Genomic DNA, 13,789 nt, shown 5'->3' with positions numbered 1-13,789 from the left:
AGCTATCCGCGCACCGTGCGAACAGTGCGGCCGAATCTCAGTGAGGCAGCGGCATGAGCACCATCGATCACGAGATCATCATCGTCGGGGCGGGCTTCTCGGGGATCGGTGCCGCGATCGCGCTGCGCGAGGCGGGTTTCGAGGACTTCCTGATGGTCGACGATGCCGACGGGGTCGGCGGCACCTGGCACTGGAACACCTATCCCGGTGTGGCCGTGGATATTCCGTCGTTCAGCTATCAGTTCTCCTTCGATCAGCGGACCGAGTGGTCGCGGGTGTACGCGCCGGGCCGCGAACTCAAGGCCTATGCCGAATCCTGTGTGGACAAGTACGGTCTGCGCCCGCGCATCCGGTTCGGCACCACCGTGGTCGCCGCCGATTTCGACGCCGACGCCGACCGCTGGGTGTTGCGCACCGCCGACGGCGCCGAGCTGAGCGCCCGGTTCGTGCTCAGCGCGACCGGTGTGCTCACCCGCCCGAAACTGCCCGACATTCCAGGTATCGAGACCTTCGCCGGGACCACCGTGCACACCGCGCGCTGGGATCACGGACTCGACCTGCGCGGCAAGCGGGTCGCGATCATCGGCACCGGGGCGTCGGCGGTCCAGGTGATCCCGGAGATCGCGCCGCTGGTCGAGCACCTCACGGTCTTCCAGCGCACTCCGATCTGGTGCCTGCCCCGTCCCGATCTGCCCATGCCGCCACCCGCGCGCTTGGCGCTACGCCTGCCCGGCGGCCGCACCCTCACGCGGCTCATCAGCCAGACCTACGTCGAGGTGACCTTCCCGCTGGCCGCCCACTACCACCGCTCGCTGCCCACCGCCGCGATCGGCGAGCGCGCCGGGCTGGCCCATCTGCGCCGCCAGGTGAAGGACCCGGCCGTGCGCGCGAAGCTGACCCCGAACTATGCCCTCGGCTGCAAACGGCCGAGCTTCTCCAACGACTACCTGGCCACCTACAACCGCACGAACGTCACGCTGGAAACCGCGCCCATCACCGAGATCACCGCCACCGGCGTGCGCACCGAGGACACAGAACACCCGGCCGACGTGCTGATTCTCGCGACCGGCTTCAAGGTGATGGAATCGGGCAATATGCCGACCTACGACCTGCACGGCGTCGACGGCCTCGACCTGGAGAAATGGTGGGACGAGAACCGGCTGCAGGCCTACGAGGGCGTGAGCGTGCCGGGATTTCCCAACTATTTCTCCATCATGGGCCCCTACGGCTACAACGGCGCCTCGTATTTCACGCTCATCGAGAACCAGACCCGCCACATCCTGCGCTGCCTGCGCCGCGCCCGCAGCACCGGAGCCACCCGCGTGGAGGTCCGCCGCGAGGCCAACGACCGCTTCTTCCGCGAGGTGCTGGCCCGCCGCGGCGGCCAGGTGTTCTGGCAGGACAGCTGCGCCGATGCGAACAGCTACTACTTCGACAAGCACGGTGATGTGCCCCTTCGCCCGTCCTCCACCCTGGAGGCAGCCTGGCGCAGCGGCCATTTCGACCTGTCCGACTACCTGTTCACAGCAGCTCCCCGACCATTGAGCGCTACCGTGGAAACATGAGCAGTCCATCGGTGCCGGGTGGGGTCGTGCACGAGCTGCCCGCTGATCTGCGGACGGCGCTGGCGAGCAATCCCACCGCGCTGGCGGCGTGGCAGGACATCACGCCACTGGCTCGCAACGAATTCATCTGCTGGGTCGAGGACGCCAAGCAGGCCGCGACGCGGGAGCGGCGGATCCGGCGGACCCAGGAGGAACTCGAAGAGGGGCAGCGGCGGCCGTGCTGCTGGCCCGGATGTCAGCATCGGGAGCGCACCGGCAAGTAGCGCCCATCCGGGCGGGGTGGCTGGCCGAAATCCTTCCGTCAAACAGCTGTGCGGCTGCGACCGCCTCGACGGAAGTGATGGAAGACCATGCGATCTGTACGTAATTCCCTGATGGCGGCCCTGCTGCTCGGTTCGGTAGTCGGTGTGACGGCCTGTTCACAAGACGACGAGGCCGACACGGCGACGGCCGCGAGTACCACGGCGGCCACGTCCTCGGCGATGGGCACCCCGGCAGCCTCGGGCCCGGTCGGGCCCGGATGCGCGCAGTACGCGGCCCAAGTTCCCTCCGGCCCCGGCTCGGTGGCGGGCATGGCTCAGGACCCGGTCGCCGTGGCCGCATCCAACAATCCGATGTTGAAGACCCTCGTGTCGGCGGTGTCGGGCAAGCTCAACCCCGATGTGAACCTGGTGGACACGCTCAACGGCGGACAGTTCACCGTGTTCGCACCGGTCGATTCGGCGTTCGGCAAGATCGATCCCGCCACCATCGAGTCGTTGAAGACCGACTCGGCCACTTTGACGACCATCCTGACCTACCACGTGGTTCCCGGTCGGATCGAGCCCCCGCAGATCGCCGGGACACACGCGACGGTGCAGGGCGCCGACGTGAAGGTGAGCGGTTCCGGCGACAACCTGACGGTCAACGACGCGAAGGTGCTGTGCGGCGGGGTGCAAACCGCCAACGCCACCGTGTACATGATCGACACAGTGCTCATGCCACCGGCGTGAACGCGCAGGCACTAGCGCGGACCGTACGCTCGGGAGAAGAATTTCGTCGCACCACCCATCCGGCGGCATGGGTGGTGCGAAGTCCCTCCCATGCGCATGGAAACAGGGGATCAACGATGACGAATGTCCCCGAACCCTCGCCGATCCGCCTGCGATCGGTACCCACCGATCCGTCGCCCGCCTGTCCCACCGACCGCCGGGCGGACCGGGCTGTGCAGGCTCGGCTGGTGACACTGCTCTACGACGTCGCCGCGGGCAGTAGACCGGCGTTCACCGAGTTCTATCGGACGACCAGTCCACGGGTCTTCGGGCTCGCACTGCGGGTCGTGCGTAGTCATGCCCTCGCCGAGGAGATCGCGCAGGAAGTCTTCCTGCAGGTCTGGTCCTTGGCCGCGGACTACGACCCGGACAAGGCGAGCCCGATCGGTTGGCTGATGATGCTCACCCACCGACGTGCTGTCGACCGGGTGCGCGCCGAGCAGTCCGCCACGAGTCGTGACATCGTGTTCGGCCACTGTCATCTCGGACGCGATCACGATGTGGTGTCCGAGGAAGTCACCCAGCGACTCGACGAGCAGTCGGTGCTGGATTGCCTGGAAACGATGACCGCCCTGCAGCGCGAAGCGGTCGCGCTCGCATACTACAGCGGGCGCACATACGTCGAGGTCTCCGAGACCTTGGCAGTACCGTTGCCGACGGTGAAGAGCCGGATCCGGGACGGTTTGAAGAGGCTCGAGAACTGTTTGACCGGAGGGACTTCCCGATGAGCGATACAGATCGGCGGACCCCTTGGTCGTGGTTCGACGAGGCGTACCCCTACGCCTTGGACGCACTCGATGCCCGGGAACGCCACGAGATCGATGAGCGGCTAGCGGCCGCGGGAACCGTTGTGGCTGCCGATTTCCACGCCAACGTGCGGCGTATTCAGGAAACTCTCGCCGCGCTGACAGCGATGGACGTGGTGACACCGCCTGCCCGGCTGGAGGCAGCCATCTTGCAAGCGTTGGACCCGCGCGGCGCCCAGCCGCTGAGAACGAACTCCGTGGCTGGGCGCCGCCCAGCGCGATGGCTCGCGGCGGCAGCAGCAGCGGTCGTGCTCGCGGGTGCGGCGGTGGGTATCACAGTCGCCGTAGACCGGGCGAACGACGGACCGGACGCGGTCACCGCGCAACAGGTGCTCGAGCAACCCGACAGCCGGTCGGGTTCGGCCGCTGTCACCGGCGGCGGTGAAATGGTCGTGCACCTGTCGAAGGAGCTCGGGGCCGCGGCGGTGGAGTTCCACGATCTACCGGCCCTGCCCGCTGATCGGGCGTATCAGCTGTGGCGGGTGCCGCCCGGCGGGCAACCGGAATCGGTCGCCGTGCTGGCCGGACAGCCCATGATCGTCACCCCGGTCCGATCGGCCGACGTACTGGCCGTGACAGTCGAACCGTCGGGTGGTTCGTCAGCCCCGACGCTACCGGTGCTCACCGGTATGACGGTCGACTGACCCGCTCGCGGAAGACCGTGGGGGCAGCCACATCCTCAGGAGGTCAGCATGGTCCACCCCGAACCCCGGCGGCTCGGACATCTCATGGCCGCGGCCGCCGCTACGGTGGCGGCGGCGGCCGTACTCACTGTCGGTCATCTCGTGTCCGTGGTCGTCGCGCCGTCCGCGTCACCGTTCTTCGTGCTCGGCGCCACGGTGGTCGACAACACGCCGAAGTGGTTGAAAGAAAGCGCCATCCGCTGGTTCGGAGCCAACGACAAACTGGCACTGGCCATCTCGATGGCCGTGGTCATGGTGGTCGCGGCCGGCCTGATCGGTGAGCTCGCCCGCCGTCGCTTCGCCCTCGCGGCAGGCGTGCTCACCGCGCTCGGCCTGATCGTCGCCTTCCTGGCGCTGCGACGGCCGAGCGCCACACCGTGGTTCGCGATCCCCACGCTCGCCGGAACCCTCGCGGGTGTCCTGGCCCTTGCCCTGTTGTTCCTGCGGTTCCCGCCTGCCGAACGATCGGAAACGACCGGCCCCACCCGCCGTGGATTCGTCCTCGCGCTGGCCGGGGTCACCGCCGGTGTCGTCGCGGCGGGCGCCGCGGGACGCTACCTCGCCACCCGGTTGCGCGACATCGCCGCCGACCGAGCCGCATTCCTCCTGCCCAGGGTCGCCGAACCCGCACCTCCGGTATCGGCGGCGATGGATCTGCCGGTCCAGGGAATCACCCCGTTCGTCACCGATGCCGACAACTTCTACCGCGTCGACACCGCCCTGCAACTGCCCTCGCTGACCCGCGCCGAATGGCGACTACGCATCCATGGCATGGTCGAGCGCGAGATCCGGCTCGACTACGACGAACTGCTGGCCCGCGACGCCGTCGAATCCGTCATCACGCTCACCTGCGTATCCAACGAGGTCGGCGGCGACCTGCTCGGTACCGCGCGCTGGACGGGTTACCGGCTGGCCGATCTGCTGGCCGAGGCCGGCCCGTCTTCCGACGCGGACATGGTGCTGTCGCGCAGTATCGACGGCTTCACTGCCAGTACCCCGCTGGCGGCTCTCACAGGCAATCGCGATGCTTTGCTTGCGGTGGCCATGAACGGCGCCGCCCTGCCGGTGCAGCACGGTTATCCGGCGCGGATGATCGTTCCCGGCCTGTACGGGTACGTCTCGGCCACCAAGTGGGTCGTCGACCTCGAGGTCACTCGCTTCGATCGCGCCGAGGCCTACTGGACCAATCGCGGATGGGCACCGGTCGCGCCGATCAAGACCGCCTCCCGCATCGACGTCCCCGCAGCGTTCGCGACCCTACCCGCAGGTGAAGTCGTCGTCGCGGGCGTCGCCTGGGCCCAGGGCCGCGGCATCAGCGCCGTCGAAGTTCAAGTCGACGACGGCGCCTGGCAGCGGGCCACCCTGGCCGAGGCGTATTCCATCGATACCTGGCGTCAGTGGACCTGGCGGTGGGAGGCTTCGCCCGGCACCCATTCCCTTCGGGTGCGCGCCACCGACGCCGCCGGCTATATCCAGACCGACGAGCGGGCCACGCCCTTCCCCGACGGATCGACCGGACACCACAGCCGCGTGGTCACCATCCGCTGAGTCGGCTCGCTCCTAACGCAGGATCGACATCGCGATGCCGTCGAGGATGTCGTGTTCGCTGACGATCAGCTCGGTGACACCGGCCCGCCGGGCCAGTTCGTCGGCAAGCACCTCGGTGATCACCGCGCCGCCGCCGATGACATCGACGCGGCCGGGGTGCATGGGACCGAGGGCGGCGCGCTCGTCGTGGTCCATGGCGACCAGGCGGTCACACACCTGGTGCACCTCGTCGAGGCTCAGGCGGGTCAGATGCACACGCTCCGAGTCGTATTCGGGAAGGTCGAGGGCGACGGCGGTGATGGTGGTCATGGTGCCCGCGACACCGACCCAGGTGTGCACCTTGTCGACCGGGACCTTCGCGAACGCCTCGTCAAGCTTCTCCTGCGCGAATTCCTTTGCCGCCGCAACCTGTTCGGCTGTAGGTGGGTTGCCGGGCAGGCAGCGTTCGGTGATGCGCACGCAACCGATATCGGCGGAATAGGCGGCCTGCACACCCTTTTCGTCGCCGACGACGAGTTCGGTGGAGCCACCACCGAGGTCGACCACGACGAAAGGTCCGGCGTCGGCAGACAATTCACCGACCGCACCGGCGAAGGACAGCCGAGCTTCTTCGTCACCGGTGATGACTTCGGCGACGGCACCCTCGACCACGCGACCCAGCTCGGTGCGGGTCATGGAGAAGAAGTCGTCCCGGTTGGCGGCGTCGCGGGTGGCCGAGGTGGCCACCATCCGCACGCGCGAAACACCTTGCGCCAGCATCACATCGACGTAATCGGCCAGCGCGGCGCGGGTCCGTTCGATCGCCTCGGGGGCGAGCCGCCCGGTGGCGTCGACACCCTGGCCGAGTCGCACGATGCGCATCTCGCGGTGCACATCGGTGAGCACATTGTCGGCGCCGACTTCGGAGATCAGCAGACGGATCGAGTTGGTTCCGCAATCCACTGCGGCGATGCGCTCACTCATGAGTGTTCCTCCAGGTCTCGACCAGCTGCTGTCCCGCGATTATGCCTGTTCGTCGGACTTGCGGGCAGCGGGCCAGTCGGCGGGAACGGCGGTTCCGCGCAGCCCGGCGTCGGCGGCCAGGGCCACGGACTCGTCACCGAGCGGGTTCACACCCGGCCCCTTGGCCAGGGAATGCGCGATCAGCACGTGCAGGCACTTGACCCGGTCGGGCATGCCGCCGCCGGTGAAATCCGTTCCGAGCGACTCGATCTCGTTGCGCTCGGCCAGGTAGCTCTCGTGCGCGGCCCGGTAGGCCGCGGCCAGTTCGGGATCGTGGGCGAGGCGTTCGGTCATCTCGCGCATCACCCCGGCCGATTCCTGCCTGCTCGCCTCAGCGGTCAAACGGGGGTCGGTGAGGTAGTACAGCGTGGGGAACGGGGTGCCGTCGGGCAGGCGCGGCGCGGTCTTCACCACGGCGGGCAGACCGTCCGGGGTGCGGTAGGCGATCGCGAGGACTCCGCGCGGCTCGCGGCCCAGTTGCCGAGCGATGATCTCGAGGTCGCGCTCGTTCGGTGCGGTCACCTACGGTCCTTCCGGTGCTGGTTCGGAGATGCTGCGCCACAGGTCGGTGTACCAGGGGTCGGGCTCCGCTGTTCGGGTACTCATCGGCGGCGGTGCGGGCGCCTCGATACCGGGCACCTGCACGATGTAAGGGGTTTCGCCCGGCATCACCAGCCGCAGCCGTTCGCGGGCCTCGGTGCGGATGTAGGCCGGATCCTGTTGCTGCGCACGACGATCGCGCAGGGCGGCCAGGTCGGCATCGAGTTCGGCGCGTTCCTCGGCAAGCGCGGCCGCCTCGGCACGCTGACTGAAGTACGTGCGCGTCGGCACGGCCAGGGTGAGCGCCAGCCCGCACAGCACGGCGGCCAGGATCACCGCCTTGCCGGTGGAGAGCCCGAGGATCGTGTGCTCGGTGCGTTCCAGCTTGCCGCTCGGCTTGCGGGTGGCCGTTTCCGGCCGCCGCCGGGTGGTGCGTTTGGCGGCGGTCGGACGGCCGGGTGTGTCGAGCGGACTGGGGCGTGAGCGCGCGGCCCGCGACGTGCGCCGGTCGCCTCGTCCACCCGGACTGGTCCCCCGCGCACGTCGCTCGGTCATTGGCGCTCTACCCCATCATCTCCAGGTCCCGCGGTACTTCTTGTTCAGAACTCGCCGGTGAAACGCGGGAAGGCCACGTCGCCGGCGTAGCGTGCCGAATCACCGAGGGCGTCCTCGATGCGCAGCAGCTGGTTGTACTTGGCGACCCGCTCCGAACGCGCGGGGGCGCCGGTCTTGATCTGGCCGGAGCCGACGGCGACCGCGAGGTCGGCGATGGTGGTGTCCTCGGTCTCGCCCGAACGGTGCGACATCATGGTCTTGTAGCCGTTGCGGTGGGCCAGGTCGACCGCGTCGAGGGTCTCGGTGAGGGTGCCGATCTGGTTGACCTTCACCAGCAGCGCGTTGGCCGCGCCCTTGGCGATGCCCTCTTCCAGGCGCTCCGGGTTGGTGACGAACAGGTCGTCACCGACGAGCTGCACCTTGTCGCCGATGGCGTCGGTGAGCGCGACCCAGCCGTCCCAGTCGTCCTCCGACAGCGGGTCCTCGATGGAGACCAGCGGGTACTGGGTGAGCAGCTCCTCGTAGAACTGACCCATCTCCTCGGCCGAGCGGACCTTGCCCTCGAACTTGTAACCCTCACCGGGGGTGTAGAACTCGGTGGCGGCCACGTCGAGCGCGAGCGCGACATCGGTGCCGAGCTTGTAGCCCGCCTTCTGGATGGCCAGGCTGATCAGGTCGAGCGCTTCCTTGGTGCCCGCGACGTCGGGGGCGAAGCCACCCTCGTCACCCAGGCCGGTGGACAGGCCCTTCTCCTTGAGCACGGCCTTGAGCGAGTGGTACACCTCGGTGCCCCAGCGCAGCGCCTCGCGGAAGGTGGGCGCGCCGATCGGGGCGACCATGAATTCCTGCACGTCCACACCGGTGTCGGCGTGCGCGCCGCCGTTGAGGATGTTCATCATCGGCACGGGCAGCACGTGGGCGTTCGGACCGCCCAGGTAGCGGAAGAGCTCGAGGCCCGAGGACTCGGCGGCACCGCGGGCCACGGCCAGCGACACACCGAGCAGGGCGTTCGCGCCGAGGCGGGACTTGTCGGGGGTGCCGTCCAGATCCAGCAGGACCTGGTCGACGGTGCGCTGCTCGACGGCGTCGAGGCCGATGATGGCGGGCGCGATCTCGTCGAGGACACCCTCGACGGCCTTGGTGACGCCCTTGCCGTTGTAGCGGTCGCCACCGTCGCGCAGCTCAACGGCCTCGTGCTCACCGGTGGACGCGCCGGACGGCACGTCTGCCCTGGTCAGGGTGCCGTCGTCGAGGGCGATCTCGACCTCGACAGTGGGATTGCCGCGCGAATCCAGAATCTCGCGAGCTCCGACCTGTTCGATGATGGCCACGAAAACGACTCCTTACGACGGAAAGGCACGGTAGGTCTCACGGGATGGTCCGTGCGCAGCCGAGCCTATCGTCTCGCGGTGGCAGGCAGTAACCGGCACTCCGGGCAGGTGGCCACTAGGCGCGGCGCCCGATGCTGTAGGCGGCGGCCCGATCCCGCACGACCAGCATGTACTTGTTCGACTGGTTGTAGGCGAACAGGGCACGCTGCCAGCCGTCGGCCGAGGTCAGGTTCCCGCCGCGGGTGCAGAGGTAGCGGGCGGCGGTGAGGGCGGCGTCGTCGATGTTCTGCGGGTCGAGCACGCCGTCACCGTTGGCGTCGACGGCCCAGCGCTGCCATGTCTCGGGGATGAACTGGAGCGGGCCGACCGCCCGGTCGTAGGTGGTGTCGCCGTCGAGGCGGCCGCCGTCGGTGTCACGGATGACGGCATTGCCCTTGGTTCCGTCGAGGGCGACACCGATGATCGGCGGGCGAACGGTTCCGTCGGCGTCCACGTCGGCGCCCCGGTGGGTGCCGTGCCCACTCTCCACGCTGGCGATGCCCGCGATGGTCGTCCAGGCGATGCCGCACTCGGGCGCCGACCTGGCGAGCACGGCGGCGGCGTAGCCGTAGGCCTCGAGGGCCACCGGTGCGATGCCGAGCGCGTCGGACTGCTCGTCGGCCCAGCCGCGTAACTGCGTGGCGGCGCGACCCGGCGCATCGATATCGATGACGGGTAAGGCCACCCCGGGGCCCGGCGGCATGTCACCGGGAATCGACGCGAGCGAACTGCACCCCGTGAGCAACGCGGCCACCGCCACGGCGACGATGACGCCGGCTTTCTGCACAGACACTCAATCAATCATCCAGATCAGCGCGCCGCCATGCACATCTCACAGTGACTTCTCAGAGTTCTCAGGTCCCGACGAGGCAGATAGTCGAGCCGTGGGATACGCCCGCCTCGCGTGACATTCGCGCCTCGCCGGCCGAACAACCGATGTTCGCTTCGTCGTACACGGACGTGACGCGGCCGTCGGCACTGCTGTCGTCACAGCTCACGAGTCTCGGTAGGCCTGCGGTGCCCGCGTAACCGGTGACGCAGTCGCCGGGCCGGGCGTAACCGAGGTGGTTCTGGTCGATCGGCCCCAGGCAGACGACGACGCGCAGGTCGGTGTTGTCGTTGAGCGAGACCGATGCCGCATTGGCGTTGGTGACCTCCTCGCATTTGGGGTCGGCCGGTTCGGTGTACTGGGTCCGCACCGAGAGCACCCGGTGCGTGGCGGACCGGTGCGCGCACGCGATCGTCTTCATCGACACGTTCGAAGCGCATTCGCCCACAAAGGCTCCCGCCATCGAGTCGGAGTCCTCGGCGGGTTTCGTGCAGATCACCACGGCACGGCCACCCAGGGACGACTGGGCATAGGCTTCGCGGGTTTCCGGGTGGGATTCGCAGGCCCGATCGGTGACCGGGACCTTGACGTGCAGTTCGGTGGCGATCACAACATGGGGCCCGCCGGTGAATCCGCATGTGCTGCGTTCGATTTCGCCGCCGGACTTGCGTACATCGATGCAGTCGCCGGGGCGAAGGCCGCCCGCGTCGGTCATGTTCTTCTCGGTCGGTTCGAGGCACAGCACGGTTTCGCCGTCGGTGGGGCTCGGGTCGGCTACCGCGCGGGTCGCCTGCTCGAATTTCATGCAAGCCATGGCGAACGGGTGCTGCATCGGTTCCCTGGCGAGCACCCGGTATACGGCGAGGTCGTCGGCGCAGGCGTATTCGACGGGCAGTTCGTCCCGGCTCAGGCAATCTCCGACGGCCATGCGTGGTTCCTCGGGCCGGGTGAGGAAGTAGCCCGTGACTGCTCCGGCGGCAGTGAGTAAGACGACGATGGCGACGATCGCGAACATCGCCGGGGGGTTGCGACGCGGTCGGCTCGGTTCCGGCGCCGGATACGGAGACGATTCCGTCCACGGCCGCACCACCGGAATGTCGGTCGACGGTGGCAGGCTCGGCGGCACAGCGCCCTCATGCGGAGGGGCGGGGTGGATCATCGGGGTTCGTCTCCTTGAAAACGCTTGGGGGACAACCCGATGAGATCGGCTCGTATCGCTGCGCCGTTACACCAGCAGCTCCGCGGTGGCCCGATGCACCGGCGCCGCGAGAACGATTGCGGGATCGCCTCTTTCGACGACCTCGCCGTGGTCGAGGACCAGCAGGTCGGTGCAGTGCCTGGCGACCAGTGCCATGTCGTGGCTGATCAACAGGACGGCGGTGCCGTGCTCGGCGCGCAGGCGGTCGAGCAGGGTCATGACGCCCGCGGCCGTGTGCTGGTCGAGGGCCGTGGTGATCTCGTCGCAGATCAGGACGGCCGGATCGGCGGCGAGAGCTCGCGCCAGGGCGACGCGCTGACGTTGTCCGCCCGACAGTTCGTGTGGTCGCCTGCTCGCGAGGTCGGCAGGTAAATCCACATCGGCGAGCAGGGCGTCGACCCGCTTGCGCACATCCGGTTTCGGCACGCGGGCGATCCGCCGCAGTGGCCGGGCCAGGGTCTGTTCGACGGTTCGGCGAGGATTCAACGCTGCCAACGGGTTCTGCGTCACGAGCTGAATACCGTTGGCCCCCATCTTGATCCGTCGTCGCTTCCCGACCGGAGCCCGCATCCCACCCGCCTCGACGACCCCCGCCTCCCCGATCTGCAACCCTGCGATCACCCGCGCCAACGTGGTCTTGCCTGCCCCCGAAGGCCCGACGACCGCCAAGGCCGCCCCCGCCCGCACCTCCAGATCGATCTCGCAGAGAATTCGGTGGTTGTCTACGGTGGCGGTGATTCCTTTGGCGGACAGTGCAACACCTGGCTCGCCGGCGCCGTTTGTTGTGGTGTTCGCAGGTGCGGCGAAGCCCTCGGCAACAGTGATCTCGCCTCGCGGCACCTCGTCACCGGACGCAGCGGCACCGTTCGTGGGGCTCGACCGGCGGGACGTGGGTACGGCGCTGGGTGGGTGGACCTCGATCACCGTGTCGGCGATGGCGTGGACGGTGGTGGTGTCGTGGCCGGACAGCAGGACAGCGGTGGAGTCGGTGACGGCGAGATCGGCTACGAGTCTGGCTATTTCGGTACGCAAGGCGCCGTGCAGGCCGGCGAGGGGTTCGTCGAGGATGAGGACCGTGGGGCGGCGGAGGAGTGCGCGGGCCAAGGCGACCCGGCGTTGCTGGCCGCCGGACAGGCGACCGACGCGGCGCCGCAGGAAGCTCTCGTCCAGCCCGACACGATCGAGCATCGCTTGCCGTTCGGCCTCGGTGCTTCTCGGCGCGGCTTCGGCGAGGAGGGCGCGAACGCGCAGCAGGGGGTTCAGTTCGGAACCAGGGTCCTGGCCGACATAGGCGATGCGCTCGCGCCGGAACATCCGCAGCGCACGGGGATCGAGCCCGAAGACGTCCTGCCCCGCCACCAGCACCGTGCCCGCACACCGCATCCCAGCGGGCACGTGCCCGAGCAATGCTCGCATCGCCGTCGACTTCCCCGCCCCGGAAGCCCCCGTCAGCGCCGTCACGGTCCCGGCCTTCAACTGGAACGACAACGGCGCAAGCAACACCGCCCCGGTCTCACTCACCACCGTCAGCCCGTCGACAACCGCCACATCCCCCGCGTCGGCCGGATCAGAGCCTTTACCAGCGGCCTCGGCCGAAGCTGGGCGTCGCTCCGAGGAATACTGCCCTCGCGCGCGCCCATCCGCTGTTTCGGCGCCGATCAGTGCGGGTCGCCCGTTCGGCCGCCCAGCCGACACCGACTTCTCTGCCGAAACTTTCGGCGCCACAACGTGCTCTACACCGGAGACAGATGCCGACTCGTCGGGAGTCTGCGGGCGTCGGGTTTGACGCGCGGACCCGGCGGTGACCACCAGGTTCACCCCCACGGCGACGATCGCGATGGCGGCGCTGGGGGCCAGCACGGCCCAGGGGTTGAGGAGGATGCCGGAGGCGTTGTCGCGGACCATGATCGCCCAGTTGTCGGCCCCGAGCGCGGGCACACCGAGGAAGGAGACGGTACTCACCAGGTAGATCGCCACGACGAAACGCAGGCCGAGCTGGGTGGTGAAGACCGAGCGGAGGTTGGGCAGGATCTCCCGGAAGACCAAGTAGGGCAGTGATTCTCCGCTGGCGACGGCCGCTTCGACGTAGCCGGTGGCGGCGATGCTCGCGGCCGAGGCGGCGAAGATCCGTGCGCAGTAGGGCACACCGAACACCAGCGACACCACGATCAACGCCGATACCCCACCCTCCGGCCAGGCGGTGAGCACGAGCAGGATGCCGAGCACGGCGGGCAGGAGGATGACGAGATCACCGGCGAGTTCGATCACCGAACCCGCACGCGGGCGCACCGCCGCGACCGCCCCGAGCACCGCGGACAACACGGTCACCGCCACCGCGATCACCGCCGAGACCACGAGCAGCTGAGTGCCCCCGGTCAGCAAGTGGCTGAACACATCGCGCCCGAGCCGGTCGGTGCCGAGCACCGCGTCCCCACCCGGCCCCGCGAACGGAATCCCCACCGCCTCTTCCGCCCCGTGCGGCGCGAACAACGGCCCGGCCAGCGCACACAACACCACCAGCCCGACCCCGAGGCCGGTACCCCACCGCCACGAACGAACAGTTCTCCCCAGACCCCCCACCGTGCGCGACGCACGCCGGTCGCGCCCCCACCTTTCCGCACCCATCACGCCACCTCCGCGGACTTCCCGAAACTCCGGCTCG

The 13,789-nt window shown here is 68.7% G+C and carries 13 protein-coding genes; 6 read left to right on the top strand and 7 right to left on the bottom strand.

Going from position 1 to position 13,789, the window contains the following annotated elements:
• Positions 1 to 53 precede the first annotated feature (53 nt).
• The 6 genes from AB0F86_RS12635 to AB0F86_RS12610 all read left to right on the top strand — a co-directional run bounded on the left by AB0F86_RS12635 (position 54) and on the right by AB0F86_RS12610 (position 5,633).
• Complete coding sequence (locus AB0F86_RS12635) at positions 54 to 1,565, top strand: NAD(P)/FAD-dependent oxidoreductase (RefSeq protein ID WP_356986967.1); 1,512 nt, start codon at positions 54 to 56, stop codon at positions 1,563 to 1,565.
• Positions 1,562 to 1,828: a YdeI/OmpD-associated family protein gene (locus AB0F86_RS12630; protein WP_225278701.1), complete on the top strand. Its 267-nt coding sequence runs from the start codon at positions 1,562 to 1,564 to the stop codon at positions 1,826 to 1,828. The genes AB0F86_RS12635 and AB0F86_RS12630 overlap by 4 nt, the downstream gene beginning before the upstream one ends.
• Positions 1,829 to 1,915: 87 nt before the next feature.
• On the top strand, positions 1,916 to 2,557 hold the full coding sequence (locus AB0F86_RS12625) for a fasciclin domain-containing protein (RefSeq protein ID WP_356986969.1): 642 nt from the start codon (positions 1,916 to 1,918) through the stop codon (positions 2,555 to 2,557).
• Positions 2,558 to 2,673: 116 nt separating this feature from the next.
• Positions 2,674 to 3,324 (top strand): ECF RNA polymerase sigma factor SigK, encoded by a 651-nt coding sequence (gene sigK, locus AB0F86_RS12620; protein WP_067485566.1) that lies wholly within the window; start codon positions 2,674 to 2,676, stop codon positions 3,322 to 3,324.
• The gene (locus AB0F86_RS12615; RefSeq protein ID WP_084475807.1) at positions 3,321 to 4,046 is read left to right on the top strand and encodes an anti-sigma factor; all 726 of its coding nucleotides are present in this window, start codon (positions 3,321 to 3,323) and stop codon (positions 4,044 to 4,046) included. The genes sigK and AB0F86_RS12615 overlap by 4 nt, the downstream gene beginning before the upstream one ends.
• Positions 4,047 to 4,094: 48 nt before the next feature.
• Positions 4,095 to 5,633: a molybdopterin-dependent oxidoreductase gene (locus AB0F86_RS12610; RefSeq protein ID WP_356986971.1), complete on the top strand. Its 1,539-nt coding sequence runs from the start codon at positions 4,095 to 4,097 to the stop codon at positions 5,631 to 5,633.
• A 12-nt stretch (positions 5,634 to 5,645) separates the two neighbouring features.
• Here AB0F86_RS12610 and AB0F86_RS12605 read toward each other — a convergent pair whose 3' ends face one another.
• The 7 genes from AB0F86_RS12605 to AB0F86_RS12575 all read right to left on the bottom strand — a co-directional run bounded on the left by AB0F86_RS12605 (position 5,646) and on the right by AB0F86_RS12575 (position 13,752).
• Positions 5,646 to 6,596 (bottom strand): Ppx/GppA phosphatase family protein, encoded by a 951-nt coding sequence (locus tag AB0F86_RS12605; RefSeq protein WP_356986973.1) that lies wholly within the window; start codon positions 6,594 to 6,596, stop codon positions 5,646 to 5,648.
• Positions 6,597 to 6,635: 39 nt separating this feature from the next.
• A complete protein-coding gene (locus AB0F86_RS12600; RefSeq protein WP_067485558.1) occupies positions 6,636 to 7,157 on the bottom strand; it encodes a DUF501 domain-containing protein in 522 nt (173 codons plus the stop codon).
• On the bottom strand, positions 7,158 to 7,730 hold the full coding sequence (locus AB0F86_RS12595; RefSeq protein ID WP_067485556.1) for a septum formation initiator family protein: 573 nt from the start codon (positions 7,728 to 7,730) through the stop codon (positions 7,158 to 7,160).
• Between the two features lie 44 nt (positions 7,731 to 7,774).
• Positions 7,775 to 9,061: a phosphopyruvate hydratase gene (eno, locus tag AB0F86_RS12590; protein WP_067485554.1), complete on the bottom strand. Its 1,287-nt coding sequence runs from the start codon at positions 9,059 to 9,061 to the stop codon at positions 7,775 to 7,777.
• Between the two features lie 115 nt (positions 9,062 to 9,176).
• Positions 9,177 to 9,887 (bottom strand): lytic murein transglycosylase, encoded by a 711-nt coding sequence (locus AB0F86_RS12585; RefSeq protein WP_067485552.1) that lies wholly within the window; start codon positions 9,885 to 9,887, stop codon positions 9,177 to 9,179.
• Positions 9,888 to 9,954: 67 nt separating this feature from the next.
• Positions 9,955 to 10,944, bottom strand: a complete 990-nt coding sequence (locus AB0F86_RS12580; protein ID WP_356985822.1) for a hypothetical protein — start codon at positions 10,942 to 10,944, stop codon at positions 9,955 to 9,957.
• 210 nt (positions 10,945 to 11,154) lie between these two features.
• Positions 11,155 to 13,752 carry an ATP-binding cassette domain-containing protein gene (locus tag AB0F86_RS12575; RefSeq protein WP_356985823.1) on the bottom strand — a complete coding sequence of 866 codons (2,598 nt, stop codon included), beginning with the start codon at positions 13,750 to 13,752 and terminating at the stop codon, positions 11,155 to 11,157.
• Positions 13,753 to 13,789 lie beyond the last annotated feature (37 nt).

This window comes from Nocardia sp. NPDC023733 (assembly GCF_040639775.1).
In the GTDB taxonomy this organism is placed as follows: domain Bacteria; phylum Actinomycetota; class Actinomycetes; order Mycobacteriales; family Mycobacteriaceae; genus Nocardia; species Nocardia rosealba.
The sequence above is the reverse complement of the archived record's forward strand: the minus strand, read 5'-3'. Positions and strand labels throughout refer to the sequence as shown.